Consider the following 26,808-nt stretch of genomic DNA (forward strand, 5'->3'; position numbering starts at 1 on the left):
ATAACCTTAATGAATAATTGGTTAAACAAAAATGGTATTCATATTGCCATTCTAGCAGCATTTGTAATCATCTGCTTTATCTATTTCAGTCCAGTTTTGCAGGGTAAGGCACCAGCGCAAAGCGATGTCATCCAATCTAAAGCCATGCAAAAGGAAATCATGGAGTATAAAGAGAAAGATGGCAAGGGGCCACTTTGGACCAACCAAATGTTTGGCGGTATGCCCGCCTATCAAATTTGGGTACAATATGCCTACAATGGAGCTACTTATGGTATCGCTTTAATTACCAAAGCACTTCCAAACCCGGTGGGTACGGTGTTGCTTTTATTGGTTGGGGCTTATTTTCTTTTTATCACCCTAAAGGTAAATCCTTGGCTAGCCGCTGCGGGGGCCATAGCCTTTGCTTTTACCACCTATAATTTTGTGCTAATTGCTACAGGTCACAGTAATAAAGCCCTAGCTATTGGCTTTTTTGCCCCTATTATTGCCAGTCTTTTTATCACTTTACGAGGGCGTTATTTATTGGGCGCCAGCTTGACCGCGTTGTTTTTAGCCTTAGAAATTAGGGCCAACCACGTTCAGATGACGTATTATCTATTCCTTTCGCTGTTGATTTTGGTAGGAATAGAATTATATCAAGCCTATAAAAATAAAACCTTACCGGCTTTTGGTAAAGCCATTGGCTATTTGGCAGGTTCGGTAATTTTAGCCGTAATGATCAATGCCAGCTTGTTATGGACTACTTCTGAATATGCGGGAGAAACCAACAGGGGCAAATCTAACCTGACCGATACCATCAGCAAGGAAAAATCGGGTATGAGCAAAGATTACGCTTATATGTGGAGCCAAGGCGTGGGCGAAAGTTTTACTTTCCTTATCCCTAACCTATATGGTGGTGCTTCTGGTATTGATGAATTAGTAAAACCAGAAAGCAATATGTATAAGGCAGTGGCTGCTGATTTTTCGGGGGGTGACCCAACACAAACCACTCAAATTATTCAGCAGTTGGCAGGTAGTTTTAATATGCAAGAATACTGGGGCGAAAAGCCGGGAACTTCAGGGGGTTATTACTTTGGAGCCATTGTATGCTTCTTGTACATCTTTGGTTTGTTCATTGTACGTAGCCGCTTAAAATGGTGGATTTTAGCTACTACGGTATTGTTCATGCTATTATCGTTTGGTAAAAACTTCCCATTCGTATCTGATTTGTTCTTCAATTACTTCCCGCTTTATAATAAATTCAGGGCAGTGGAATCTATTTTGGCTGTAGTAGGCTTAATGGTGCCTATTTTGGCTTTCCTGGCCTTAAAGGAAGCACAGGAGAGCAAATTGGAGCAAAAGGAATTAGTGAAGAAATTAACTTGGTCTGCCGCAATTACAGGCGGTTTTGCCTTAATTGTAGCCATCGTGCCAACGTTGTTCTTTAGTTTTAAAACCAGTAACCACGCCGATATCGTACAGGCGTTAACGCAAGCTTTGCAGAACAATGCGTCAGCAGCGCAAAAGTTAGCCAACGCCCTTGTACAAGACAGGATTGCAATTGCCAGAGCTGATGCATTTAGAGCTTTCTTGTTCGTTGCTATTGGCTATGCTATTGTTTGGGCCTTTATCACCAAAAAATTAAATGCACAATTGGCCTTCGGTTTATTGGCCTTTGCAGTATTAATTGATATGTGGCAAGTGGATCGCAAGTATTTAAATAGCAAAAACTTCGAAAGCAAATCAACGCTTACTAATTATTTCCAACCTAGGGATATTGACCATTTGATTTCTAGCGATAAGGACCCTAATTATCGTGTGTTTGATCAAACCATTAATACCTTTAACGATGCCAGCACCTCTAACTTCCATAAAACCATTGGTGGTTACCATGCGGCTAAGTTGAAAAGATATGATGAACTGATCCAACATCAGTTTAGCAAGAGCGTTAACCAAGATGTGTTGGATATGCTTAACACCAGGTATTTCATTACACAAGACCCTCAAAACGGGTCATACCGTATGAACAGAAATGCTACTGCCTTAGGTAATGCATGGCTAGTGAAGAGCGTACAGTTTGTAAAGAATTCTGATGAAGAGATGAAAGCCATCAGTAGCTTTGATCCTAAAGTTGAAGTAATCGTAGACGAACAGTATAAAAAATTATTAGATACTACCCGTTTAGGAGCTGATCCAAGTGCTTTTATCAAAATGGAGAAATACCATCCTGATCATATTGAATACAGCTACAGTGCTCCGCGTGACGTGATTGCGGTGTTCTCAGAAATTTATTATGACAAAGGCTGGAATATGTATGTAGATGGTGTTCAAAAACCTTATTTCAGAGCCGACTACGTATTGCGTGCTGCTCAGCTAGAAGCAGGTAACCATAAAGTGGAATTTAAATTTGAACCTAGATCGTATTATTTAGGAGAGAAAATTTCATTGGCAGGTACCATTTTATTGGTTTTATGCCTTGGCTTTGCTGGTTATAGCGAAAACAAAAAGAAAAAAGCAACAGCTTAAATATTGGTGCTTAACGCACCATCGGGATGTAGCGCAGCCCGGTAGCGTACTAGCATGGGGTGCTAGTGGTCGCTGGTTCGAATCCAGTCATCCCGACGAAAAGCCGTTGAAAAATCAGCGGCTTTTTGTCTTACATAGATATTTATTAAACTACAAATGAAACTTAAACCATTCTCGCAAAGCAAATATTTATGGCTGATCATTATTCTGCTTTCCTTTATTGCAATTATATTTAAATCAACTTACAGGGAATATATTTACGCCAATAATATCAACGACTTTGGCATTGCAGATTCTTCGCCAAACTTCTTTGCAGGATTGATTATAGTGTTGCTCTATTTTGTTCAGGAGCAAAAAATAAGCTTACAGAAACATGCTTTGTTTGTAGCGGTAGGACTTGTGGGTTATGAACTCATTCAGGGGAGCGTATTTAAAAACAATGTTTTCGATTATAAGGATATTTTGGCTTCAATCTTAGGTGTCTTTATCGGCTGCTTCATCTGCTCAAAATTTAAATCATCGCCGATTTTTAATGGTCAAGAAGTGATCAATGAAAGATAGGCTAATGTTTTGCTAGTAGTTTGTAGTTCGTTAATATCAAAAATTAGCTTAAATGAAATCTGTAAAGCGCTTCTTATCCTTAATCTTGCTAGTAGGTATCTTGTTCTCTTGTGGTCAAACCAATCAAGATAAAAAGAAAAGAACAGCCTTGAAGGGTACCGTTCAAGCAAAACCTCTAAAGGAAGAACAATTCGAAAGGAGAAAAGCAATTGATGCGCAAGAAAGGGCGGATAGTTTAGCATTGGCGAAAGTGCTTGATGAATCGCTAAAAATTGCCATTGAAAATATCATTAAGAACAGATTTGAAAGATCATACGATGCGTTTATTGATAGCGGGCATGTCGTAAACGTTAAGGTGAATTCGGATTATTTTTTTAGCACAAATCAACCGCACCTGATGATTCGAAGAAGTGACCGAAGTGGGATTTTTATAGATGTTTATTCTAAAAATAAGAACCAATATGAAAGAGTACTTACCCATCAAGAACATATTAATACCTATGTGAGCGACACCATTAGAGATATCAACGGAGATGGATTAAAAGACTTTGTGGTAAATACTTATGGTAGTACTGGTTGTTGTTTAAAAGCCTTTAGTAGTGTGTATTTAATTCGGCCAAATCAACAAAGCTTTTCCAAGCAAGTTGAATTCATCAATCCGACTTTCTCGCCAAATGAAAAACTTATTAGGGGAGTATGCTATGGCCATCCAGGGGAAACCGAATTGTACAAGTATAAATGGAAAGGAGAAAGAGTAGATACGGTAGAATACATCTATTACGAAAAAAACAGTAAAGGCAAGAAAACAGGGATGATCATTAGCTCAAATGTTAGACCCTATGATAAAGGGGAGAAGTTTAGAAAGCGGTTGAAGGCTTTGCCAAAAGAATATAGGAAGATAGAGGGGTATGATTGGTTTACCGGGAAGGGATATTAGTGATAAATGAATGAATTTAGGTAGTTTTCTAGCGGTTTAAATAGTAGTAAAATGAACAAAATCGTCTAATCTATCTCCTCCCTGACTGTTCCGAATTTAAGGCCCTGCTCCAAAAAGAAATCACGTAATATGTCATGTTTTTGCTCACATTCATCGCCAACTTTTACTCGCTTTGAGCTAACGCGACTGCGTCGGCAACCAAAACAAATCTCTACATATTCAAAAACACGATTATTCGAATCAAAAAAGACGATTCCGTTTCTGGGTTCATAGCAACTAGCCCCTATGTCAACCATGGTATAGGCAAGATTAGGCACTGGGGTTCTCCCTATATTAAATAGAATATCAGTGAGCTTATTAATTTGGTCAATATTGAGTGTTTTCTGTTCGCGAATTTTAGCTTGATCTAGTTTCCCATTTTTTGCGGGAAGACCTGTTGTGAAATTAGTAACAGGATCAATGAAAGAAATCAATTCAATTCTTTTTGCCTTATTAAAGGGATAGTTTTTATTTCGTTGGGCAACAGAAAGTAAATTGGTTTTTAGGCATTGGATATTAACCTCGGCCAAAGAATCATTTTTATAGGTAAAATAATCTGGGATTCCTTTTATTCTCGTATGATACTTTTTGATACCATTAAAAATAAAGAAATCATAGGTGTCGCCAACTTTTACGGTAAACGAAATCGAATCGAGTTCCGAAATAAAGGTTACCTTTTTGGGCGTATCTTTTATGGGTAATTTTAATACATCGATTTTCTCTTTGGGAGATAAGATCCAGGATTGCTCATCTAAATAATCGTCGAACCTAATGTCCAATGTATCTTTGTTTGACTTTAGAATAGGTAATGCTTTCTTTTTTTGACTATAAACATTGACGGTGATGCTTGCAAGTAAAATTAAATATATTGATTTGATCATAGTAGGAGCGGTTTGAGAAACAAACCTAAGGTAATCAATTCCCGTGTTAACCCAATATCCTTATTTAGGTAACAGCAATAAACAAACAAAAGCAAAATACCCCTGTTATTTAATCACCTAAACAACAACAATATGAAAACGAAAAAGATTTGGGCCAACCTAGCGGTAGAAGATGTGGAGCGTACCAGGGCTTTTTACACCCAATTAGGTTTTACACCCAATGGACATCATAAAGCGCCAGATTTGGCAAGTTTCCTATTTGGCGATGACAACTTCATCATTCATTTCTTCCAAAAAGAAGCATTGCTGTCTAATATGCAGGGAACATTTGCCTTGGCCAAAGAAGGGAATGAAGTGATCTTTAGTCTTGCTGCAGATACTGATGAGGAAGTAAACCAGTGGGCCGAAGATGCCCGTAAGGCAGGTGCCGATATTTTTCAGGAACCGGGAAGATATAACGGTTACTATTTCTGCGCTTTTGCCGATCCCGATGGGCATAAATTCAACGTGCTGTCTTTACAAGGGATGTAAAGAGTATGTGCTTAATTTGATATCTTAGGCTTAATGGACAATAATTTGCATTACGAAATTCTTAAGCCGCCGCCTTTTCTTGACGATTTTGTAGAGAGTTTCTGGTATCTGCAGAACCAATCAGATGAGGAAAAAGAAGTGGTGGTATTACCTGATGGGCGTATTGATTTGTTTTTCTCGCAAAGTGCCACACTAGCTTTTCATGTGACTTTATTGGGAATAGAAACGCGGCCTGGTAAAGCCAATATTGCGGCTCGACGTACTACTTTTGCCATTAGTTTTAAGCCCTTGGCTGTTGAATATCTTTTTCAAGGTTCCTTTGCCCATTTGCTAGGTAAAACGCAAAATATGCCTGTAGATTTTTGGAATTTCAGTGCAGATGATTTGCATAATTTTGAGCATTGTTGTAAAAAAGCCGCAGAGAAAATCCGATTGCTTTTACCTGCTGAAATAGACAATAGGAAACGGAAACTATTTGACCTCATTTATGCTTCAAATGGGGCTTTAAGTGTAAAACAACTTTCTGAAAAGGTATTTTGGAGCAGTCGTCAGATCAACCGCTATTTTAATCAGCAATTGGGGCTTAGCTTAAAAGTCTATTGTAATATCTTACGCTTTCGTGCATCTCTCCAACACATAAAAGAAGGAAAGCTGTTCCCTGAGCATAATTTTGCCGACCAGTCGCATTTTATCAGGGAAGTTAAAAAGCTATCGGGTGTTTCCCCAAAAGAACTAAAGAAAAATCAAGACGACCGATTTATCCAATTATCAACTTTAGATACCTAGTAATTTTGTGCCGTAATTAAATGATTTAACGGTATGTTATTACAAAATAAACAAATTGCCATTGTGGGCGGTGGTCCGGGTGGATTAACTCTAGCAAAACTTTTGCAAGTTCAAAATGTAGTGGCAAAAGTCTATGAACGTGATGCTGATGAAACAGCACGGCAACAAGGTGCTACTTTAGACTTACATGAAGAATCAGGTTTGGAAGCGCTTCGTCGTGCAAATTTATTAGAAGAATTTTATGCCAATTACCGACCAGAGGCAGGAAAGATGCGAGTGTTAGATCAACACGCAAACATCCATATGAACGATCATGATTCCGAAGATGATGGTGAGCACCGGCCTGAAATTGATAGAGCCCCTTTGAGAGATCTGTTGATCCAATCTTTAAATCCAGGCACCATGGTGTGGAACAGTCAATTTACGTCGATGGAAAAGCAAGGAGAAGGCTGGCTTTTGCATTTTAAAAATGGTACTAGTACTTATGCCGATTTGGTGATTGCCGCAGATGGAGCCAATTCGAAAATTAGACCTTACCTTAATTCGATCCCACCAGTATACTCAGGCGTAACGATTGTAGAAGGTAATATTTATCATGCTGCTAAAAATGCGCCCCAGCTTTGGAAACTGGTAAATGGCGGTAAAGTTTTTGCTATGGGAACAGAACGATCTTTGATCTTAAGTGCAAAAGGAGAAGGTAGTTTGTCTTTTTATACAGGTTGCAAAGTCCCCGAAAATTGGGTAGTACAAAGCGGGATAGATTTTAGTGATAAACAACAAGTTTTTGATTGGTTTAAAGATGATTTCGCCAATTGGGATGATCTTTGGAAGGAACTTTTTGCGAGTGATGAGATGTGGTTTGTGCCACGCCCACAATATCATTTTCCATTAGACCAAATTTGGGAAACCCAGTCGAATATCACGCTTATTGGAGATGCGGCACATCGTATGCCTCCTTATGCAGGTGAGGGAGTGAATATGGCGATGCAGGATGCTTTTGAATTGGCAGAATGCTTAACCAATCCCAATTTTGAAACTGTAGTTGAGGCTTTAAGCCATTATGAAAAGCAAATGTTAAAAAGAGGTGCTGAAGTGACCGAAATGACTTTGCAAAGTACTGAAATGTTACATTCAAAAGATGCTGTGAATAGCTTGTTATCGATGTTTAATGATGTGAAAGGTGGGTAATAGAGCTTTATGATTAGCTTGCTTACCGTAGAAATACGGTACTATTAAGGGAATGTATGAGATTTTACAATTAAAAAATAACCTCCAAAATTAGGTGAAATAGGATGAGATTGTAACTTCGAAATGAAGTTCCCTAATTTTCTATGAATGTAAAATTTTGTTAAACTTCGTTACAAAAGCCCCCTAGTTAGGCAATAAATCCTATATTTAGCACACGTAGCACTAAGCAAACTGTGTATTAATGAAAGCAATTAAATTCCTAGTCCTGTTATTTTGCCTTAGCATCACATCGGCCTACGCCCAACAAGATACCGCCACACTCAATACCATTATTAATAAAACTAAGCGACTTAACGAGGAGCAACCACAAGAAAAGGTATATCTGCATTTCGATAAACCTTATTATGCCGTGGCCGATACCATTTGGTTTAAGGCTTACGTAACTACGCAGGGTACTATCCCTTCGCCATTGAGTAAAATAGTTTACGTAGAAGTGTATAATGCAGTGGACTCATTGGTGCAAACCTTAAAGCTTCCCGTAAAAAATAGTGTTGCCTATGGTAACATTCCGCTGTCAATGAATAGTTATAAGCAGGGTAATTATTACGTGAGGGCCTATACCTTATGGATGCTTAATTTTGATGCGGATTATTTCTTCTCTAAAAACATATTGATAGGGGAAGCCATAGACAAACAATTGCTGACCAATATTAGCTACACCAACACAGCTACCGAAAAGGCCATTAAAACAACTGCCCGTATCCAGTTTAAGGACACCAGCAAAAAGCCTTTGGCCAATAAAACAGTGAACTGGCGTATGTTCCATAATTACGACGTGTTTAGCAGTGGCCGCGGCACTACCGATGCCAATGGCTATTTAATGGTAACAATCACGAGTAAACCCGGAGATCCCATTAAGAAAGGGACCTTGGTGGCCGATGTGAGCGTGGCCGATAAAGAATTGGCCAGTGCTAGTTTCAACATCAGGCAAAATGATAATGGAATTGATTTTCAGCTGTTCCCGGAAGGTGGGGAGCTTATTGTGGGTATCCCAAATCAGGTAGGCTTTAAAGCGGTATTGCCAAATGGTTTAGGTACCGATGTAAAGGGTAATATCTTTGATGAGCAAAATAACGAAGTAGGTAATTTTGCTTCTAGTTTTGCAGGAATTGGCAGTTTCTTCATGACACCGGAAGCCGGTAAAAGCTATAAATTAAAGTATACCAGTAAAGATGGTTTGAGCAAAACCATTGATTTGCCTAAGGCCGTTGAAGGAATTACCCTACAGGCGAGTAATCCTACAGTTGCTGATGTGATTAGCCTGCGTATTTTAGCCAGTACCACATTTTTTGAGGCCAATAAAGAAAAGTCATTTTATTTAGTTGGGCAAAACAGTAACAATGTGGCCTACGGCGCACAAATGAGTCTTAAAAATCAAGTGATAACCGTTAAGATTCCTAAGCAAAACTTTCCATCGGGCATTGCACAGCTTACGCTATTTAATGAAAAGAGCGAGCCAGTAAGCGAACGTTTGGTATTTGTGCTGCATAAAGATGCCGTAAACTTGACCCTTAAAGCAGATCTGCCCGCTTACAAACCTCGTCAAAAAGTGAAAATAAGCCTTGACACCAAAAGTAAGGGACAACCTGTTGCGGGTGATTTTTCTGTAAGTGTAACCGACGAAAGTAAGGTTCCAAGTGACGAAAACAATGAAACCACTATTCTTAGCTCCCTGTTGCTTACTTCAGATTTAAAGGGCTATGTAGAAAAGCCTAACTACTATTTTAATAAACCTGATGAAAAGAAACTTGGAGAATTGGACAAATTAATGTTAACTCAAGGTTATAGAAGGTTTGCCTACAAGGAAATATTGGCCGGAAACTACCCTAAAATCTTTTTACTGCCAGAACAAGGAATCAGCATTTCTGGCACTTTGCGTGATTTGACCGGAATGCCCATCAAAAAAGGATCATTGCGTATGATGGTGACAGGTAAACCTATTTCGGCACAAACCATTACCAGTAACGTTGGGGTGTTCAGTTTTAAAGATCTGGTATTCCCCGATTCATCGCAGGTGGTAATTAGTGCACGTTACAACCCTAACTATAACAATTTGATGATCATGCTTGATGGAAGCCCAAGTGCTGCTAGGGGAACTAACATGCATGCGCCAGATGAAATAGAGAACATTGATACGGCCATGGCTTCTTACCTGACCAATAGCCAAAGACAGTATCGCTTTATGCGCACATTGAAAACCGTAGAAATTAAAGGGGGGGCGATCAAGCGTCCAAGCCATGCGGATCATCCTGCACTTTCGGGCTTGAGCCAAATTCCAGATCGTTTTATTGATGGAGCAAGGTTGGAGGGATGTAACGTATTGTTGGAATGTGTGAAAATGCAGGTGCCAAGTTTAACCTACGATTTTCAAGAGCAAAAATTTTATATCACCAGAGACTACAATGCTGGTACTCGTGTGCCTGTAGCTATCTTTCTCAATGGAATGTTTGTAGATGTTAACGCAATCAATACCATTGGTGCAACAGATGTAGAATCGATAGAAGTTTTCTTGAATGATCCGCTGGGTACGGTAGATAGGATGCATGGAACTCGGGGCGTGCTGGTCATTAACACCAAAAAAATACCAAAGGGCGAAAAAATATCGAAGCAAGACTTTTTGGATATGCTTCCTAAAAAATATGAAGTGAAATATACCCCACAAGGATATAGTAAAGAACGAGAGTTCTATGCCCCAAAATATGCACCAAATGCGCCAATTACCAATAACGATTTAAGAACTACCATTTATTGGAACCCTAAGCTGGTTACCGATGAAAAAGGGAATGTTAGCTTTGAATTTAACAATGCCGACGGTAAAGGAAACTATAGGGTAGTGGTAGAGGGGATAGATAAAAATGGTAATGTTGGCCGTAATGTAATGAGGTACGTCGTAAAATAGCGGTATCTTTTCATTCAGAGAGCTTAGCGAAGAATCTTTAGCTAACCACCTAGGGCATTTAAGGCCATTTAAGGATGTATGCGTTATCCCTAAAATGCTATAAGATGCCTAAGGTGGTTTTCTTTTAATTATTTATCATTTTAATTCACTACACTTTTAACCCTACGCACCATCTTATCAAAAAACTCAAGGCCAACGGTACTATTCTTTGAGCGCAACAATTCCATCTCCAATTTGCCGGGATTAAAACGAAGATAAAAGACAGCCCCATTGGCTAAATTTACTTCTTTGCCGCCGTTCAGGTCTTTGCTCAACAATAAACTGTCCTGGTCCTTAAAAGAATCCTTTAAAACAGCCAACACCTTTTCAGTTTTTCGTTCCGGATATACTGCCACCATCTCATAACGGCTAGCTGTTTTACTTACCCTAACAGAAGTGCGACCTCGGTTACAGGCATAAATCATGGTCATCATTACCATTAATAACATTATTCTTTTCATTTCACTGTTTTTAAAACTTTAAACGTGATTATTTTTCATGCGAACTATCCACCCGTACGACCTTTAATGTCTTCAAGTGATGTTTTTCTGTTACGTGCTGATTTCACCTGTTGATTACCGAAACTATAGTTAATGCTAAAGGAAGCCCTTCTATTCACATAGTGATTGGTTACATACATATCAACATTCTGATATTTCATGCGGCCTTCCCAGTAATTGGTGTTTAAAATGTCATCTACGCTCAAGCGTAACTTTAATCTGTTTTCCATAAGGCTTTTCTGTATCCCTAGGTTGAGCGCATATTGTGCAATGGTGGTTTCTTCTACACCTCTTATTCTTGGCGAATCGTACCAAAAGCTCAGTTCGGCCCTAAATGTTTTAGAGAAAATAAAGGATTGGGAAGTATTGAAATTGAAGGAAACCTTCGATTTTTGAAATTGAGCACCTACTAAAGTTCCGTCCTCATAATTTTGATAATTCGCTCCAAGATTAGTTTGCATGCTCCATTGCTTCGTGATTTTAAGTGGCACAAACAAATTGGCATTATACAAGTTGGCATGGCCGAAGTTTTGGCGTTGAACCTCTATCTGCCTAGTGGCATCATTTTGTCGGCTTACTTGTGTAATCATTCCCCTCACATCAGCATAGTTAAACGATAATGAGAACTCCTTGAAATTATAGGCAAATTCAAAATTGTCAGTAAATTGGGCATTAAGATAAGGGTTGCCACTATCAATGGTGTAAGGGTCCAAATATTGTACAAATGGGTTTAGTTGTTGGTAGCTTGGACGGTCAATACGACGGCTATAAGAGTAATTGAAGCTATGATTTTTGCTCAACTCTTGTTTAAGGAAAATAGAAGGGAATAAGGAAACGTAATTGCGGTCGACAATTTTATTGCTGGTAACTGAATGTCCCTTGCTATGTGTATGTTCAGTTCTTAAGCCTAGTTGTAATTCCCATTTTTTCCAGTTTTTAGAAAGGTTGGTGTAAGCAGCATTAATGTTTTCTTTGTAGATGAAAAGGTTGGAACGGCCTAAAACATCAGACCATGAACCGTTGCTCAATTGCTCAGAAATGAAGTCATTGTTGGTATTTACAAAGCTGCTTTTTAATCCTGCTTCAAACTTTAGGGTTTTAGAAAATGGCCATGAAAAATCCGTTTTGGCAGCAATCACATCTATCTTGGCATCAACAATGTTACGTAGATTAGAGCTATTGGTTTCTTGCTGTGCAGTATTAAGATAACGAGCATCAAAATTGTCGTTTCGATCCATGCTGTAGCCTGCATAATCAACGTCGAAAGTGATGTTCGCATCTTCCTTGTCCAGATCATGCTTAATATTGAAATTGGCAGTAAAATTTTTCAGTTTGCTATTGTTGCCATTGTTCTGTTTAATGTAGCTTAGTGTATGGGTGTTGCCTTGGTATTCATTTACATTGGCATTGCTAAGCCCCACCATATCATTTTTAATGGTAGCAAAATCCACCATTATCCCTAGTACCGTCTTTTTAGAAGCATAATAATCTGTACCAATTTTGGCCGAGTAACCTGGGCTTTTTTGTTTACGATTGAATGATTGATCAAAAGTAGTGAGCATGGAGGGGGTGTTGGCAGTTCTGGCCAGTAAGGTTTCGTTAAAGCTCGAGCGGGTGTTGTAGGTCGTATTGCCAAAAATATTCCATTGCTCAGTTCTGTGGTTTAAATTAAGGTTGGCACTGTGTCTGTATAAATTGTTAGGACCATCTTTAACACCTCCCCATCCGGTATTAAGCACAGCACTGCCATTGGTGCCAAAGTTTTTGTTTCTTTTCAGCCTAATGTTAATGATTCCTGCATTACCGGCAGCATCATATTTAGAAGAAGGGTTGGTAATCAATTCAATGCTGGCCACTTGATCGCTGGTCATATTACTCAAAACAGTTGTAATGTCGGCGCCAGATAAATAATTGGTTTTACCATCTACCATCACCGTAATACCTGCTTTATTGTTCAGTTTAATTTGTTCTGTTTGGCGGTCTATGGTTACTCCTGGAGCCTTCTCCAAAAGTTCTAATACACTATTCCCAGCTGCGGTGGCATTGTTTTCTACATTTAGCACCGTTTTGTCCGCCTTGCGCTCAACAAATGGTTTCTGTCCTACCACACTTACCTCTTTCAATTGCTTGCTGGTACTTTGCATTTTAACGGTCGGTAGTTGTAGGTCGTTGCCATTAAAACTAAATTTTTGGCTGCTATAAGCTTGGTAGCCCACCATTTTAACACGTACTAAATATTGGCCTTCGTTAACATTTTGAAATTGGTAAAGGCCATCTAAATTGGCAGAAACCTCCGTCGTTTTCGTGGTATCGGCCACGTTAACTAATTTTACCAAGCTATAAGGCAAAGGTTCGTTGGTTTCGGTAACTATTTTGCCGCTGAGGTTTCCTTTTTTTTGGGCAAAGGAACCCCCCCATGCCAGTAGGCATGTTATTAATAGTAATATTTTTTTCATGTTTTTTTCTTTTTAAGGTTTAGGCACTGGCCACTAGTTGGTTATTGATATTTGCTGGTGATTAATACCTAGTCGCTACTTTTTTTAAGACAATACAATAGCCCTCCTCCTTTTCGGAAGACATTTTAGGGGATAAAAAATGGTTGAGTGATCAGGTATCAGTAAGCTTGTTCTTTTTTGATTTACCGATACCCGATGATATTGTTATTTATTGGTTTTCTGGATTTTCAAGATCGTATCTGCATTTCAATCCGTCTTCGGTCATGATTGATTCGCGGTAAGGTTCATTGTATGTGCCTTGGTTGTCGCGGCACCAATAGTATTGGTAAAAGCTCCAGTACCTATGGGTGTTCTCATTAACCAATACGCGGCTGCCAACAGGGATTCTTAATTGGATACGTACACTTTGGTCACGCCAAGGCATGTTTTTCTTAAGCTGTATATTAGGACTGAATACTAAAGAAGAGTCTTTTTGAACAAATTTGTAATCAATGTTTTGCGCATGTTTCAAGGCCGTTTGGAAATCTCTGCCCTGTGCTTCATAAGTAGCCGTAATAGACGCTTTACTATCATGGCTCTTAACAATTTCAAAGCTTACACTTCTTGGGTCTCTAAATGGGCCGTTATCATAATTGTCAACTATGATTTTGTTGCCAATGTTCATGTCCTGCAAATGGTAGCGAATACTATCTTCTTGGTTAAATACCATGCTTTTGTCTACATCAATAACGTAAGTTTGGTACTGTTTTAGTTCAGTATGTTGCACTAGTTGTGCTTCTTCCTTAAACTCGCCCAAAATTTTAGCTGTATAAAATCCAGAAGCACCTGCACCTATTAACCATATGATCAATAAGGCAAACCAAATGTATTTGCTGATCTCAATTCTGTTGTTGATCACCTTTAAGGCAAAAAGTACCAGGGCCAAAATAGGGATGAAGAAGGTAAGGAAGGCATTAACAATTAAGCCCTCTCTAAAAGGAGTGTTTATTACACTTAAAGGGAAGGTTTGGTAAGCACTATCGTCCCAAAAACCAAGTAACATCCCCAAAAAAACAATCAATCCAATTAAGCAGCCAAAACCAAATACAATGATGAAGATGGCAATGCCTTTTCCGAAAATTTTAAAAATCCCCCTGATCAATTGGCCAAACATTTTAACAATGTCGGCAATGAAGTTGCTTGATTTTTTTACTACTGGTGCTAAATGATCATTAGCCGATTTCATGTTGGCTTTTAAAGCAGCAAGTTCTTCATCAAAACTTTTTTTGTAGCCATATAAATTGGTGGCTTCACCTTTCATTTCCATTCGTTCGGACCTGGTGGCAGCTCTAGGAATGGCAATCCAAAGGATCAGATAAACTAAAATTCCTGTTCCTGCTACAAACATTAATAGGAAAAATGCTAAGCGTAACCAACGAGCTTCCATGTTAAGGTAGTGCGACAAACCTGCACACACGCCTGCAATTACACCCTCGTCCGTATCACGGTATAGTTTTTTAGGACTGGTGTAATTACCATATTGGCTGTCAACTTTTACTTCTTCTTCCTCGTCAACAAAATCCTGTACGCTGCCCATTTGTGCAATTACGCCTTGTACATCAGCAACGTCAATCACTTGCTTTTGCCCTTTTTGCAATATCTCTGCAAACATTTCGGCGATACGATTTTCAATATCCTTAACAATTTCGAAATCGTCTGCACTTTTAGCAAAATGCTGTTTAATCTCATTAAGGTAAACCATTAATATTTCATATGCCTCTTCCTCAATATGGATGATGGAGTTGCCTATGTTGATGATGATTGTCTTGTTCATGGTCTTATTTTTTATAGTGGCGAGCCACTGGCGTTTGTTCTTTGTTTATTGTTCAGTTGTTGGGTTGGCTCCTTGTTGCGAGGTCGTAATGGCATAAACCAGCTCTTGCCAGGTGGTATCTAATTGGGTAAGGATCTGGCGACCTTCTGGCGTAAGCACGTAGTATTTGCGTGGTGGTCCTGAGGTTGATTCGACCCAATTATAGCTTAGTAAGCCGTTATTCTTCAAACGTGTAAGAAGAGGATATAAAGTACCCTCTACTACCAGTAGTTTTGCCCGTTTCAGTTCGGCAATTATATCGGACGCATAAATCTCTCCTCGGGAGATGATTAAAAGCACACAGTATTCGAGTATGCCTTTGCGCATTTGGGTTTGCGTATTCTCTGCTATCATAATACAAAGATATATGTTTAATAATGTACTATGCAATACATAGTACTATAAAATATTTTTTAATTGGTATTAAGTGTCTGATTTACAGGTAAATAATTTTTATTTGTGAAGTGAGGATTTTTTGAGAATTTTCGAAAATGAACGAAAATACGGAGAAAGGCCAGTTGATTTTTATAAAAAATGTACTGGTTTTATGTGGATTTTGAAACGTTCTTGTCCCGAAAGCCCCGCTATTCGCTGTAATGTTTTTGCTGGCGATGCACAACCTCATAGCTTTAATTATACAGCATGACCAATAAACCTATGAGGTTTTCCGTTATGCAAAAAGTATTTCCTTGCCTACTGCAGATAGGGGCTGCTATCGGGTTATTAACTCTGCATATCAACTATTTATGTCTTTGCGTTTTCAGCGTCACTTTCCTTTCTTAGCGGTTAAAATCTTAACGCAAAGGTTTTATGATGTTTCGCAAAGGAACGCAAAGAAGAAAATTAAAATCAGTTCAATTCAGAAGAGACAAAGCATGTTAACCTTTACAGCAATATCTTTGATAAAATGAGCCCGATAGTAACGAAAGCCCACATGGAGCATAGCAAATGAGGACTTGGAGTGGATAGCGGGGCTAAAATTTATTGAAATGAGCTAACGTTCTTTTTCTAATTAAAAAACTTGGCGTTTTAAGGAAAATGATAACTACGAGCCCAAATAAGTTAGGGCCTGTTTGATCATTGCATCACTTAAATTGTGCGCCTTGTAGTAGCCATTATCACCCAAATAATATTTATAAAGCATCAGCTTTAAATTTTTGTAAATGAGTGGTTTTGAGGCAATAAGTTGTTTGGTGTCGATGGCGATTTTTTTGCTCTCAGCGTATTTAAGAAAATCTACATAATCCTTATCAGAGATATTGAAAATGCTCACGGTTTTATTCAGGTAATCGGCCGTATAGCGGTCGGCCAGTACATCAAACACAAAGTCTATAAATACCTTTTTCTGTAAAAGGGTTGCATAAAATTTGTTGTAGCCAATGGTGTCCAGTTTTACATAAATATCAGGCTGGATGCCCCCACCTGCAAATATTTTTTTGCCATCTTTAAGGATATATGGCATATTGTTCATCAAGCTGTCGGCCTTGGGAGCATCAGAGGTAAGCTCGCCACTATTATACCTGTCTTCCAGGTCATTTTGGTAAGCTTTGTAGCCTCTTTTGTAGGGCTTTTGTATGCTTCGGCCTAAAGGTGTGTAGTAGCGGGCAATAGTTAGGTTAAGTGCCGAACCATCTTCAAAGGCAAACTGTTCTTGTACCAAGCCCTTGCCAAAAGATCTGCGGCCTATAATGATACCTCGGTTAAGGTCTTGTATGGCTCCTGCAAAAATCTCACTGGCCGAGGCAGAGTTTTCGTTGATGAGTACTGCCAGTTTCCCTTGCTCAAATTCACCACCGCCTGTAGTAAAGTAATCTGTACGAGGGTCGTGTTTGCCTTGGGTGTATACAATCAATTTATTTTCGGGCAAAAACTGGTTAGCTAACGAGGTGGCTGCAGTAAGATAGCCACCGCCATTGTCCCTTAGGTCCAGCACCATTTTCTTCATGCCCTTAGCCTTAAGGTTTTTAACAGTATTGCCAAAATCAGCATCGGTAGTAGCACCAAACTTGCTAATTCTGATGTAGGCCGTTTCGGGATTTATCATGTAGGCAGCATCAATGCTGCTTACTTCCACCTTGCCACGTTTTACATTGAGTAGTACTGGAGTACTTGTTCCGGGATGTAAAATGGTCAATTGTACCGTCGTACCTTTTTTGCCTTTTATTTTTCCCATCATGGCCGACCTTGGCAAACTGCGGCCGCTCACTACCGTTGTATCTACTTTTAAGATTTTGTCACCTTGTCTAATACCGCTCGAAAAAGCTGGGCCATCTTTAATCACATTGGTCACCAATAAAGTATCGTTCAGGATATAATATTCAACGCCTACACCTTCAAAATTGCCATCTAAAGCCTCAGAAAGTTCAAACGCTTCGGTAGGGGGTAGGTAGGCACTATGTGGGTCTAGTTGATGAAGAAGACTATCGATGGGCAAATGTTTTAAACTATCTGCATTGATGTCGTCAACATATTTTTTCTTGATGATGTGGATGATATCTTCGACTTTTTCTTCCTCGGTATTGGCATACCTGATGTCCTTTTGTACCTGAAAGCCTTGGTCTTTTAAAAATCTGTAGCCCAAATACATGCCGCCAATTAACGTTACGCAATAGGCCAACGCAATCAATAAGTTGAGGCTAGTACTTTTTTTCATCAGTTTGGATAGTGCAAAGGTACTAAAATTACTTGCTAGTAAAAAAAGAACGTATAAATTACAATTTAGTTTTTTAATAATTTATGCCGATATTTGAAAATTCTTGCAAGAAATTGCGGTTATGTGCAAATTTGTGAGAAGAAAAACCTATTTTTAAATATAAATGAAAAGAGTAACCGAACAGGAATCTAAATACAAAGACATTGATAAAATGTCGGTAATTGAAGTTTTGAAAGGCATTAACGAAGAGGATAAACTTGTACCTCTGGCCGTTGAGAAGGCTTTACCGCAAATAGAGAAACTAGCTACAGCTGTTGCCGAACGAATGAAAAATGGGGGTAGGTTATTTTATATTGGTGCAGGAACTAGCGGAAGATTAGGCGTAGTTGACGCATCGGAGTGCCCTCCAACTTTTGGTGTGCCATTCGACTGGGTGGTAGGAATTATTGCCGGTGGCGATAGCGCTATTCGTAAAGCGGTAGAGTTTGCCGAAGATGATGACAAGCAAGCTTGGATCGATCTTCAGGAGTATGATATCAATGAAAAAGATTCACTAGTAGGTTTGGCTGCATCTGGTACTACCCCTTATGTGGTTGGCGGTTTACTAGAGGCCAGAAAGCATGGCGTATTAACGGGTTGTATCATCTGTAATGAAGGTGGACCAGTAGTTGCCGCATCTGATTATCCTGTGGAAGTGGTTGTCGGACCAGAATTTTTAACAGGCTCAACTCGCATGAAATCGGGAACGGCGCAAAAATTAGTGCTCAATATGTTAAGTACTACCGTAATGATCCAGTTGGGACGTGTTAAGGGAAATAAAATGGTAGATATGCAGTTAACTAACCACAAATTGGTGGATAGGGGTACGCATATGGTAATGGAAGAATTGAATATTGGAGAAGAACAGGCTGCTGAACTTTTAACAAAGTATGGCAGTGTGCGTAAAGCCGTAGAAGCTAGCAGATAGCTTTCGATAAGATTATATTTTTAGCCACAGATATACAGATATTCTTTTTGATAAGAAAAATTCTGTGTATCTGTGGCTTACTTTTTTAAGCTATTTCGTCATTCTAAAATCGTAAATTCGCCTCATGCACGAAATTGAACCATACTATCAATGGAGAGACGACTATATCGCTGCTGAAGACGAGCGTTCGCCTTTTTTTAATACTGAATACTCGGAGTTTTATTACGACAAGCAACTGTATAATTTTCTAATTCATCCCCAATGGGACCATTTTGGTTCTAACACGCTTTACCTTAAAGTGCTCTATGTTGATTATGATAGGCAATACACCATTATCGAATTGATAGGGGAGTGGAATGACGCCATCACCAATGATATCATGATTTTAAAAAGAGAAATTTTGGAGTTGATGATAGACGAGGGGATCAATAAATTTATCCTCATTGGAGAGAATGTTTTGAATTTCCATGCCTCAGATGATAGCTACTATGAAGAGTGGTTTCAAGAGGTGGAAGATGGTTGGATTGCGGGGGTCAATTTTCATGAGCATGTGATTAGAGAATTTAGAGACCACAGTATTGATTATTACATCAACTTTGGTGGCGAATTGGATGACCTACACTGGAGAAAACTAAAACCACTACAGTTTTACAAAAAAGTTGAGGAACTACTGACAAAAAGATTAAACTAAAATTGTATTTTTATCCGTTTACCAATTTAAATTAATAATGGAACAACAAAATTATCAATATCAAGACCAATCGGTTTTTGTACAAGAAAAATCGGTTTCTAAAAAATTCTTTGCCAACGTTTTCACTTGGATGTTTGTGGCGTTAAGTCTCTCAACAGTTGCAGCTTATTTATTTAGTACCAACGAGGGATTATTACAATATCTAATTACATATGATCCAGTAACCGGTAAAGGTGGAATGTCTATTTTTGGATATATCGCTATGTTTGCCCCACTAGGCTTAGTGCTTACTATGGGATTTGGGTTGAGTAGATTGTCATATGGTGCCTTGGTAGGTATTTTCATTTTATATTCTGTATTAACAGGAATTAGCTTAAGCTTTATTCTTTTGGCATACACCACTGGTTCTGTGGTAAGCTGTTTTGCGGCTGCTGCGGGAATATTTGGTATTATGGCATTTATGGGCTATACTACCAATATCGATTTAAGTAAGTTTGGGCCTATTTTAATGGTAGGTGTTATCGGCTTGGTGATTGCAAGTTTGATTAATATGTTCATACAAAGCGAGCAATTTAGCTTGGTAATGGCATTTATCGGTATTGCGGTATTTACAGCATTAACCGCTTACGACGTGCAAAAAATTAAAAGAATTGGCGAAGGTTTGGAAACAAACGGTGAACAAGCACTGCAAGTAGAGAGCAGAAAGATGGCTATTGTAGCTGCATTGTCTTTATATTTAGACTTTTTGAATATCTTCCTTTTCTTGTTGCGTATCTTCGGAAGCAGAAAATAATCTCATTTTCCAAAATATTATATCGAAGGCCGTGCAAATTTGCATGGCCTTTGTAATTTTATTTGGTTGTATCACTGATATTTTTGGAAATGATAAGCGGATGTTGCACCTTTGCATTGCTTATTAAGAAAGACGGAGGGAATAGACCCAGCGAAGTCTTAGCAACCTGTGCCAACAAGGTGCTAATTTCTAATCTCAGCAGTGGCGAGAGAAGATAAGTTTAAAGGAACATCCATTCCATTCTTTTAGAGTAAGCCGTTTGCATTTAGTATTAAGTATTTAGTAATTAGGTATTACTGTGCTTTATGCTAAGCTAAATGTGGTTGTTACAGGTGTTGTCTAAATACTTTGTACTAACTACTAAATACTATTATGAGCATTAGAGAAGAACTAGAGAAACGTATTTTAATTATAGATGGTGCCATGGGTACCATGATCCAACGTTATACCCTAACCGAAGAGGATTTTAGGGGCGAGCGTTTTGCTAACCATGTTTGTGATGTAAAAGGAAATAACGACCTTTTGAACATCACCCGGCCAGATATTATCAAAGCCATACACACCGAGTATTTAGAGGCTGGTGCCGATATTATTGAAACAAATACTTTCAGTACACAGCGTATTTCCATGGCCGATTACCAAATGGAAGAGTTGTCGTACGAGTTGAGCTACGAAGGCGCTAAAATTGCGAAAGAAGCAGCTGTTGAATTCATGGCGAAAAACCCTGATCGCAAATGTTTTGTAGCAGGTGCTATTGGTCCAACCAACCGTACCCTTTCACTTTCGCCAGATGTAAACGACCCAGGTTTCAGGGCCATTTCATACGATGAGCTTTTTGAGGCTTACTATGAGCAAATCAGAGGCTTGGTTGATGGAGGTTCGGATGTGCTGCTCATCGAAACGATTTTCGATACCCTAAATGCAAAAGTGGCCATTGCTGCCATTAAACAGTATGAAGAAGTAGTGGGCAAAAAGCTCGAAATCATGATTTCGGGAACCATTACCGATGCTTCGGGAAGGACCTTGTCGGGACAAACCGCAGAGGCATTTTTAAATTCAGTAGCTCACGCCAATCCATTGAGTATTGGTTTCAACTGTGCCTTGGGGGCAAAAGAGATGCGTCCACATATTGAAGAATTGGCCGCTAAAGCCGCTTGCTATGTTTCGGCCTATCCAAATGCAGGTTTGCCTAATGAGTTTGGTGCTTACGACGAGTTGCCACATGAAACCGCACATTTGGTAGATGATTTCATCACCTCTGGTTTTGTAAATATTGTAGGTGGTTGCTGTGGAACTACGCCAGACCATATTGGCTGCATTGCAAAAAAGGCGGCTACAGCAAGTCCAAGGAAAATTCCTGCTATCGAGCCTTACTTACGTTTAAGTGGTTTAGAACCGGTAACCATTACGCCCGAAAGCATCTTTGTGAACGTGGGTGAAAGGACCAACATTACGGGCTCGCCTAAATTCTCTAAACTCATTTTAGGTGGCGATTATGAAGCAGCACTAGCCGTAGCCCTACAACAGGTAGAAGGTGGTGCGCAAATTATCGACGTAAATATGGATGAGGGGATGATTGATTCGGAAGCGGCCATGACCAAATTCCTGAATTTAATTGCTTCTGAGCCAGATATCGCCAAATTGCCAATCATGGTCGATTCATCTAAATGGACAGTGATTGAAGCTGGGTTGAAATGTTTACAGGGCAAAGGCATTGTTAACTCCATTTCATTAAAAGAAGGAGAGGAAGCTTTCAAAAGTAACGCCCGTAAAATCATGCGTTATGGAGCGGCAGTAGTGGTGATGGCTTTTGACGAACAGGGACAGGCAGATAATTACCAACGCAGAATAGAAATCTGTAAACGTAGTTACGATATTTTGGTGAATGAAATTGGTTTCCCACCACAAGATATCATCTTCGACCCTAATATTTTAACGGTAGCTACCGGATTAGAAGAACACAATAACTACGCGGTAGACTTTATTGAGGCCACTCGCTGGATCAAGCAAAATTTACCTTATGCCAAAGTAAGTGGTGGGGTCTCTAATATATCCTTCTCTTTTAGAGGGAACAATGTGGTGCGTGAAGCCATGCACTCGGCATTTTTGTACCATGCTATCCATGCCGGATTGGATATGGGGATTGTAAACGCAGGAATGTTGGAGGTTTACCAAGAAATTGAACCTGAGCTTTTAGAAAGAGTAGAAGATGTACTCCTAAATCGTAGAGAAGATGCCACCGAAAGATTGGTGGAATTTGCCGAAACGGTAAAAAATAAAGGCAAAGTGGTAGTGAAAGACGAAGCTTGGCGACAAGGAACGGTAGAAGAACGCTTGTCGCACTCGTTGGTGAAAGGCATTGTAGAGTTTTTGGATGATGATGTAGAGGAAGCTCGACAAAAATATGACCGACCATTGCAGGTGATTGAAGGCCCATTGATGGATGGAATGAACATTGTAGGCGACTTGTTCGGAGCTGGTAAAATGTTCTTACCTCAAGTGGTGAAATCTGCAAGGGTGATGAAGAAGGCAGTTGCCTATTTACTGCCATTTATTGAAGAAGAAAAACTTGCTAATCCTGATGCTGGGCAAAGCTCATCGGCTGGTAAAATATTAATGGCGACTGTAAAAGGTGACGTGCACGATATCGGAAAGAATATTGTAGGCGTTGTTTTGGCTTGTAATAACTTCGAAATAGTTGATATGGGCGTAATGGTACCTGCACAGGAAATCATTAAAAAAGCTAAAGAAATTAATGCCGACATTATTGGTTTAAGTGGCTTAATTACGCCATCATTGGATGAAATGGTGCACTTTGCCAAGGAAATGGAACGCGAAGGATTTACCATTCCTTTGATTGTTGGTGGAGCCACTACTTCTCGTATTCACGCTGCAGTAAAAATTGCCCCTAATTATTCGGGACCTGCCATTCATGTATTGGATGCCTCTAGAAGTGTAACCGTTTGTAGTACTTTAATGAACGGCGAATTGAGAGATTCCTACATCAATCAAATCAAGGCCGAGTATGATAAAGCCCGTGAAGCGCATTTGAACAAACGTTCTGATAAACGCTTTAAAACTTTGGACGAAGCGAGGGAAAATAAGTTTCAAATAGATTTATCTCAGGTGGCACCCGCCCCAAAGTTTATTGGTACAAAAGTGCTGGAAGATTTTCCTTTGGAAGAGTTATTGCCTTACATCGATTGGACACCTTTTTTCCATACCTGGGAATTGAGAGGAAGCTATCCTCGTATTTTTGAAGACAAGAATGTTGGTGATGAAGCTAAAAAGCTTTTCGATGATGCGCAAGTATTATTAAAGCGTATTGTTGATGAAAAGTTATTAAAAGCAAAAGCGGTATTTGGTTTTTGGCCTGCGCATGCCATCGGCGATGATATAGAACTTGAGGTAGCGAGTAGCACCTTGAAGGTTACACCAGAATTAAAAAATGGCAAGGCCGAAAAAGTACGTATCCATACTTTGCGCCAACAGGCAGAGAAAGTAGATGGACAGCCTTATTACGCCCTGTCTGATTTTATTGCTTCGGAAGAGAGCGGAGTAGAAGATTATTTTGGAGGTTTTGCACTAACTGCGGGTATCGGTTGTGACGAGCTAGTGGCCCAGTATGAAAAAAACTACGACGATTACAATAGCATCATGGTTAAAGCTTTGGCCGATCGTTTAGCAGAAGCCTTCGCTGAGAAGTTGCATGAATTAGTCCGTAAGGATTATTGGGGTTATGCCAAAGACGAGAATTTCACCAATGCAGATTTGATCAAGGAACAATATGTAGGTATTCGTCCAGCCCCAGGTTACCCAGCTTGTCCAGAACATACCGAAAAAGGAACCTTGTTTGCTCTGCTAGAGGCTGAGGAGAAAATTGGTTTACGCATTACCGAAAGCTATGCGATGTACCCAACAGCGGCAGTAAGTGGTTTTTATTTTTCTCACCCAGAATCGAAGTATTTTGGTCTAGGAAAGATCAGCAAAGAACAAGTGGAGGATTATGCAATAAGGAAAAACTTGGAAATAGAGGAAGTGGAAAGGTGGTTGGCACCTAATTTGGCTTACTAGTTGTCATTTTGTACTTGTCATCCTGAGCATAGCGAAGGATCTGTAACCAATGAAAAACTGAACCTATGCAACATAATTATTTTGTTTACATCCTGACAAATAAAAATAAAACAGTTTTATACATTGGAGTAACCAATGATTTAGAAACGAGGTTAAAGCAACATGTGAATGGAGATAGCAAAATAGCTTTTACTAAAAAATATAATTGTTACTTTTTAGTCTATTTCGAAAGATTTCAGTTCATACAACATGCAATTGAAAGAGAAAAAGAGCTCAAAGGATGGACTAGAATGAAGAAAAACTTATTGATAGAAACGGAAAATAAAGATTGGAAGTTTCTTAACAATGAAATATTAGAAGATAATTAAATGCTGATAGGATAGAGATGCTTCGTACCTCAGCATGACAGCGCTAAACCAACTAATGAAAATTACAGAACATATTAAAAACGCAAAGGGTAAAACCTTATTCTCATTTGAACTTTTACCGCCAATAAAAGGCCAAAGTATCGACTGGATTTACGACGGTATAGAACCTTTGTTAGAATTTCAACCCCCTTTCATAGATGTAACTTCGTTAAGAGAAGATTATATCTACAAAGAGCAGCCTAATGGTCTATTGCAAAAAGTTTCCTATCGCAAGCGTCCTGGAACTATTGCCATTTGTGCTGCCATTATCCATAAGTATAAAATTGATGCCGTACCACACTTGATTTGTGGTGGTTTTACCAAAGAAGAAACAGAAAATGCATTGATAGATCTGCAATTTTTGGGGATTGACAATGTATTGGCGCTAAGAGGCGACGCCCGTAAAGCGGACAGTTCTTTTGTGCCAACACCAGGCGGACACGCTTATGCTACTGATCTAATCCAGCATATTAAAAATCACAATGATGGAAAATTCCTGCATGAAGATGTAGAAACCTTTAAAAGTGATTTCTGCATTGGCGTAGCGGGTTATCCGGAGAAACATTTCGAGGCACCTAACCTCAACACAGATTTCAAATACCTGAAACAAAAGGTAGACATGGGTGCTGAATTTATTGTAACCCAGATGTTTTTTGATAACCAGAAATATTTTGAGTTTGTAAGGAAATGTAGGGAAAATGGAATCAACGTGCCTATTATTCCTGGTCTGAAACCAATTAGTACCTTGGGACAGCTAACAGCTTTACCTAAAATATTTCATATTGATCTGCCGGATGAATTGACAGATGCCCTATCGCATGCTAAAACCAATGTAGAAGCCAAAGAAATAGGAACAGCTGCGATGATTAAGCAATGCAAAGAATTGATTGAATTTGGAGCTCCCGTGTTGCATTTCTACACCATGGGGAAACCAGATCAAACCAAAGAAATTGCAAAAGCTGTTTTTTAGATGGGTCCTAAGAAGCAGCCCTAATTTTAGGTAATATAAAAAATACAAAACCTTTTTAAAATTAGACAGTTATCTTACAAAGCTATGCCTGCATAGTAAAAATGAAGATTTATATTTGCTGAATGAAAAAACAGAAACTTAGAAGCCTAACAATGCTTTGCCTACTTTTTTTGCTAGGCTTGGTATATAGTGCGCATGTTTTTGTAATGGATAATAAGGTGGCCGAGCAAACGGAAATAACCGATACCAATGATGACAACACGGAAAGTGGAGAGGAAAATGTAAAAGAAACGTCCCATCATCTTTTCCTGCTGGAAAAAATGCGCTACCATTTAAAGCCAGTCACCTCAATTATGGTAAACTTAAAAGATTGCGTCGAGACTGCACTTCCAGAAGCCTACCTTCAATTAATGACACCTCCTCCCGATTTTGCGTAAAACTACAGCCGAAAAATCAAACCATTGCCAAATTTTCTTATAGATATAAATGTATAAACAATGAAGCCATTGTGATTGACTGGTCAATCATGATTGTTTCATTATCATCCACAAATTAAAATGAAAAAATCACTTTTATTAGGTGCTATTGCCATGGTTGGCTTTGCACTTAACACAAATGCGCAAACAGTTAAACAAACTGAAATTACTTCAATCAACAATTCACTAAATACCGTTTTAAAGCTTACACCAATCAATTTTAGTTACGATAAAGATTGGGCTGGCAAATTGAAATTAAGCACGCAAAAGCAAAGTGGATTTGCGGTAGAAGAAGTTGCTAAAGTTGCTCCGGAGTTGGTGGTGAATCAGCAAAAAACATACACCGCTGGAAAGAACAGCACCAAAACAGCCACTGTTCCAGTGGTAGATTACGAAACCCTCATTCCGCTTTTAGTAGGTAGCATTAAAGAACAACAGTTACAGATAGAAGCCCTGAAAAAGGAAATCAATCAGTTGAGAAGTGCAAAATCAAAATAATTAGAAATCCCGATTTAATCGGGATTTTTTATGTTTATGGTAATT

General features: G+C 39.0%; 21 protein-coding genes, 1 tRNA gene and 1 riboswitch. Of the genes, 16 read left to right on the forward strand and 6 right to left on the reverse strand.

Going from position 1 to position 26,808, the window contains the following annotated elements:
- Positions 1–9 precede the first annotated feature (9 nt).
- The 4 genes from ABDV71_RS04555 to ABDV71_RS04570 all read left to right on the forward strand — a co-directional run bounded on the left by ABDV71_RS04555 (position 10) and on the right by ABDV71_RS04570 (position 4,003).
- Positions 10–2,505, forward strand: a complete 2,496-nt coding sequence (locus tag ABDV71_RS04555) for a YfhO family protein (protein ID WP_343531239.1) — start codon at positions 10–12, stop codon at positions 2,503–2,505.
- 22 nt (positions 2,506–2,527) lie between these two features.
- Positions 2,528–2,601 (forward strand) — tRNA-Pro (locus ABDV71_RS04560).
- A gap of 60 nt (positions 2,602–2,661) precedes the next feature.
- Positions 2,662–3,066: a hypothetical protein gene (locus ABDV71_RS04565; protein ID WP_343531240.1), complete on the forward strand. Its 405-nt coding sequence runs from the start codon at positions 2,662–2,664 to the stop codon at positions 3,064–3,066.
- A gap of 52 nt (positions 3,067–3,118) precedes the next feature.
- On the forward strand, positions 3,119–4,003 hold the full coding sequence (locus ABDV71_RS04570; protein ID WP_343531241.1) for a hypothetical protein: 885 nt from the start codon (positions 3,119–3,121) through the stop codon (positions 4,001–4,003).
- A 65-nt stretch (positions 4,004–4,068) separates the two neighbouring features.
- On the opposite strand, the gene ABDV71_RS04575 is transcribed toward ABDV71_RS04570, so the two are convergent.
- Positions 4,069–4,923 (reverse strand): hypothetical protein, encoded by an 855-nt coding sequence (locus ABDV71_RS04575; protein WP_343531242.1) that lies wholly within the window; start codon positions 4,921–4,923, stop codon positions 4,069–4,071.
- A 132-nt stretch (positions 4,924–5,055) separates the two neighbouring features.
- Here ABDV71_RS04575 and ABDV71_RS04580 point away from each other — a divergent pair, with 132 nt between their 5' ends.
- The 4 genes from ABDV71_RS04580 to ABDV71_RS04595 all read left to right on the forward strand — a co-directional run bounded on the left by ABDV71_RS04580 (position 5,056) and on the right by ABDV71_RS04595 (position 10,387).
- Positions 5,056–5,454, forward strand: coding sequence for a VOC family protein (locus ABDV71_RS04580; protein WP_343531243.1), 399 nt, complete (start codon positions 5,056–5,058; stop codon positions 5,452–5,454).
- 33 nt (positions 5,455–5,487) lie between these two features.
- Entirely contained in the window at positions 5,488–6,240 is a 753-nt protein-coding gene (locus tag ABDV71_RS04585) for an AraC family transcriptional regulator (RefSeq protein WP_343531244.1), read from the forward strand.
- A 33-nt stretch (positions 6,241–6,273) separates the two neighbouring features.
- Positions 6,274–7,428 (forward strand): NAD(P)/FAD-dependent oxidoreductase, encoded by a 1,155-nt coding sequence (locus tag ABDV71_RS04590; protein WP_343531245.1) that lies wholly within the window; start codon positions 6,274–6,276, stop codon positions 7,426–7,428.
- 241 nt (positions 7,429–7,669) lie between these two features.
- The gene (locus tag ABDV71_RS04595) at positions 7,670–10,387 is read left to right on the forward strand and encodes a carboxypeptidase regulatory-like domain-containing protein (protein ID WP_343531246.1); all 2,718 of its coding nucleotides are present in this window, start codon (positions 7,670–7,672) and stop codon (positions 10,385–10,387) included.
- A gap of 140 nt (positions 10,388–10,527) precedes the next feature.
- Here the strand turns inward: ABDV71_RS04595 and ABDV71_RS04600 are convergent, their stop codons facing one another.
- From ABDV71_RS04600 to ABDV71_RS04620, 5 genes are all read right to left on the reverse strand, one after another.
- Entirely contained in the window at positions 10,528–10,887 is a 360-nt protein-coding gene (locus tag ABDV71_RS04600; RefSeq protein WP_343531247.1) for a hypothetical protein, read from the reverse strand.
- A gap of 44 nt (positions 10,888–10,931) precedes the next feature.
- Complete coding sequence (locus ABDV71_RS04605) at positions 10,932–13,382, reverse strand: outer membrane beta-barrel protein (protein ID WP_343531248.1); 2,451 nt, start codon at positions 13,380–13,382, stop codon at positions 10,932–10,934.
- A gap of 208 nt (positions 13,383–13,590) precedes the next feature.
- Positions 13,591–15,195 (reverse strand): PspC domain-containing protein, encoded by a 1,605-nt coding sequence (locus tag ABDV71_RS04610; protein WP_343531249.1) that lies wholly within the window; start codon positions 15,193–15,195, stop codon positions 13,591–13,593.
- 45 nt (positions 15,196–15,240) lie between these two features.
- Positions 15,241–15,588 carry a PadR family transcriptional regulator gene (locus ABDV71_RS04615; protein WP_343531250.1) on the reverse strand — a complete coding sequence of 116 codons (348 nt, stop codon included), beginning with the start codon at positions 15,586–15,588 and terminating at the stop codon, positions 15,241–15,243.
- A 691-nt stretch (positions 15,589–16,279) separates the two neighbouring features.
- A complete protein-coding gene (locus ABDV71_RS04620) occupies positions 16,280–17,887 on the reverse strand; it encodes a S41 family peptidase (RefSeq protein ID WP_343531251.1) in 1,608 nt (535 codons plus the stop codon).
- Positions 17,888–18,050: 163 nt separating this feature from the next.
- Here ABDV71_RS04620 and murQ point away from each other — a divergent pair, with 163 nt between their 5' ends.
- The 8 genes from murQ (at position 18,051) to ABDV71_RS04660 (ending at position 26,763) form a co-directional block, all read left to right on the forward strand.
- Positions 18,051–18,854 (forward strand): N-acetylmuramic acid 6-phosphate etherase, encoded by an 804-nt coding sequence (gene murQ, locus ABDV71_RS04625; protein WP_343531252.1) that lies wholly within the window; start codon positions 18,051–18,053, stop codon positions 18,852–18,854.
- A gap of 124 nt (positions 18,855–18,978) precedes the next feature.
- Positions 18,979–19,545, forward strand: coding sequence for a hypothetical protein (locus ABDV71_RS04630; protein ID WP_343531253.1), 567 nt, complete (start codon positions 18,979–18,981; stop codon positions 19,543–19,545).
- A 37-nt stretch (positions 19,546–19,582) separates the two neighbouring features.
- A complete protein-coding gene (locus ABDV71_RS04635; protein WP_343531254.1) occupies positions 19,583–20,338 on the forward strand; it encodes a Bax inhibitor-1/YccA family protein in 756 nt (251 codons plus the stop codon).
- Positions 20,339–20,455: 117 nt separating this feature from the next.
- Positions 20,456–20,559: riboswitch (SAM riboswitch) on the forward strand.
- A 151-nt stretch (positions 20,560–20,710) separates the two neighbouring features.
- A complete protein-coding gene (gene metH, locus ABDV71_RS04640) occupies positions 20,711–24,412 on the forward strand; it encodes a methionine synthase (RefSeq protein ID WP_343531255.1) in 3,702 nt (1,233 codons plus the stop codon).
- Positions 24,413–24,477: 65 nt separating this feature from the next.
- Entirely contained in the window at positions 24,478–24,780 is a 303-nt protein-coding gene (locus ABDV71_RS04645; protein ID WP_343531256.1) for a GIY-YIG nuclease family protein, read from the forward strand.
- A gap of 55 nt (positions 24,781–24,835) precedes the next feature.
- Positions 24,836–25,789, forward strand: a complete 954-nt coding sequence (locus ABDV71_RS04650) for a methylenetetrahydrofolate reductase (protein WP_343531257.1) — start codon at positions 24,836–24,838, stop codon at positions 25,787–25,789.
- Positions 25,790–25,911: 122 nt separating this feature from the next.
- Positions 25,912–26,226, forward strand: coding sequence for a hypothetical protein (locus tag ABDV71_RS04655; RefSeq protein WP_343531258.1), 315 nt, complete (start codon positions 25,912–25,914; stop codon positions 26,224–26,226).
- 120 nt (positions 26,227–26,346) lie between these two features.
- A complete protein-coding gene (locus ABDV71_RS04660; protein WP_343531259.1) occupies positions 26,347–26,763 on the forward strand; it encodes a tail fiber domain-containing protein in 417 nt (138 codons plus the stop codon).
- Positions 26,764–26,808 lie beyond the last annotated feature (45 nt).

The sequence above is a fragment of the Pedobacter sp. genome (assembly GCF_039594775.1).
Taxonomy (GTDB): Bacteria; Bacteroidota; Bacteroidia; order Sphingobacteriales; family Sphingobacteriaceae; genus Pedobacter.

What these genes read in the sequence shown, in the direction of transcription:
- ABDV71_RS04635 (WP_343531254.1), top strand. Translation starts at nt 19,583, where the DNA reads ATGGAACAACAAAATTATCAATATCAAGACCAATCGGTTTTTGTACAA.
- ABDV71_RS04655 (WP_343531258.1), top strand. Translation starts at nt 25,912, where the DNA reads ATGAAAAAACAGAAACTTAGAAGCCTAACAATGCTTTGCCTACTTTTT.
- ABDV71_RS04570 (WP_343531241.1), top strand. Translation starts at nt 3,119, where the DNA reads ATGAAATCTGTAAAGCGCTTCTTATCCTTAATCTTGCTAGTAGGTATC.
- ABDV71_RS04660 (WP_343531259.1), top strand. Translation starts at nt 26,347, where the DNA reads ATGAAAAAATCACTTTTATTAGGTGCTATTGCCATGGTTGGCTTTGCA.
- ABDV71_RS04600 (WP_343531247.1), bottom strand. Translation starts at nt 10,887, where the DNA reads ATGAAAAGAATAATGTTATTAATGGTAATGATGACCATGATTTATGCC.
- ABDV71_RS04610 (WP_343531249.1), bottom strand. Translation starts at nt 15,195, where the DNA reads ATGAACAAGACAATCATCATCAACATAGGCAACTCCATCATCCATATT.
- ABDV71_RS04580 (WP_343531243.1), top strand. Translation starts at nt 5,056, where the DNA reads ATGAAAACGAAAAAGATTTGGGCCAACCTAGCGGTAGAAGATGTGGAG.
- murQ (WP_343531252.1), top strand. Translation starts at nt 18,051, where the DNA reads ATGAAAAGAGTAACCGAACAGGAATCTAAATACAAAGACATTGATAAA.
- ABDV71_RS04590 (WP_343531245.1), top strand. Translation starts at nt 6,274, where the DNA reads ATGTTATTACAAAATAAACAAATTGCCATTGTGGGCGGTGGTCCGGGT.
- ABDV71_RS04565 (WP_343531240.1), top strand. Translation starts at nt 2,662, where the DNA reads ATGAAACTTAAACCATTCTCGCAAAGCAAATATTTATGGCTGATCATT.
- ABDV71_RS04620 (WP_343531251.1), bottom strand. Translation starts at nt 17,887, where the DNA reads ATGAAAAAAAGTACTAGCCTCAACTTATTGATTGCGTTGGCCTATTGC.
- ABDV71_RS04575 (WP_343531242.1), bottom strand. Translation starts at nt 4,923, where the DNA reads ATGATCAAATCAATATATTTAATTTTACTTGCAAGCATCACCGTCAAT.
- metH (WP_343531255.1), top strand. Translation starts at nt 20,711, where the DNA reads ATGAGCATTAGAGAAGAACTAGAGAAACGTATTTTAATTATAGATGGT.
- ABDV71_RS04595 (WP_343531246.1), top strand. Translation starts at nt 7,670, where the DNA reads ATGAAAGCAATTAAATTCCTAGTCCTGTTATTTTGCCTTAGCATCACA.
- ABDV71_RS04650 (WP_343531257.1), top strand. Translation starts at nt 24,836, where the DNA reads ATGAAAATTACAGAACATATTAAAAACGCAAAGGGTAAAACCTTATTC.
- ABDV71_RS04585 (WP_343531244.1), top strand. Translation starts at nt 5,488, where the DNA reads ATGGACAATAATTTGCATTACGAAATTCTTAAGCCGCCGCCTTTTCTT.
- ABDV71_RS04645 (WP_343531256.1), top strand. Translation starts at nt 24,478, where the DNA reads ATGCAACATAATTATTTTGTTTACATCCTGACAAATAAAAATAAAACA.
- ABDV71_RS04630 (WP_343531253.1), top strand. Translation starts at nt 18,979, where the DNA reads ATGCACGAAATTGAACCATACTATCAATGGAGAGACGACTATATCGCT.
- ABDV71_RS04605 (WP_343531248.1), bottom strand. Translation starts at nt 13,382, where the DNA reads ATGAAAAAAATATTACTATTAATAACATGCCTACTGGCATGGGGGGGT.
- ABDV71_RS04555 (WP_343531239.1), top strand. Translation starts at nt 10, where the DNA reads ATGAATAATTGGTTAAACAAAAATGGTATTCATATTGCCATTCTAGCA.
- ABDV71_RS04615 (WP_343531250.1), bottom strand. Translation starts at nt 15,588, where the DNA reads ATGATAGCAGAGAATACGCAAACCCAAATGCGCAAAGGCATACTCGAA.